Source organism: Solihabitans fulvus, assembly GCF_008386585.1.
GTDB classification, from domain to species: domain Bacteria; phylum Actinomycetota; class Actinomycetes; order Mycobacteriales; family Pseudonocardiaceae; genus Solihabitans; species Solihabitans fulvus.
On sequence record NZ_VUOB01000389.1, the window covers coordinates 1 to 425 of the forward strand.

A 425-nucleotide genomic window follows, 5' to 3' on the forward strand; every position below is an offset into this window, starting at 1 on the left:
CAACTCCTTGGCCCACAGCCCGACATGGCTCCGATCCGTCTTCCCCCTCCTTCTCAGCCGGAGCAGCGGCGGCGGACGGTGCCACCGCGGCAGCAACTGCAGCGAACTTTGATGGGTCCTTAATGAACTCCTTGATGGTGGTAGCTTCTTCAAACTCAACCTCTGTGACAGCAGCGATGGCCAAAAGGTTCTTGAAACCATTGGCAATGGAATGCGGGGCTGAAGCAATAGTTGGGTAACCAATAGCCAAAGAAAGAGCAGCTACATTAGCAACTCCAGCTTGGAACTTGGCACGGAGATCTTCTGGTTTGATGTCCAGAATTTCAGGTGCAAAAATAGTTCCAGAATCATATACCTGCTTAACAACAAGACCATATGAGAATGGAGAGATGTTCAACATGTTGAGAAGGGTGGCTTCAGAAGCT

At 50.4% G+C, this 425-nt stretch carries 1 protein-coding gene; it reads right to left on the bottom strand.

Annotated features, from left to right (window positions below; genetic code table 11):
• Nucleotides 1-400: uL10 family ribosomal protein (locus tag F0L68_RS46135; protein WP_149855478.1), on the bottom strand; the 400-nt coding region annotated here is incomplete at its 3' end.
• Nucleotides 401-425 lie beyond the last annotated feature (25 nt).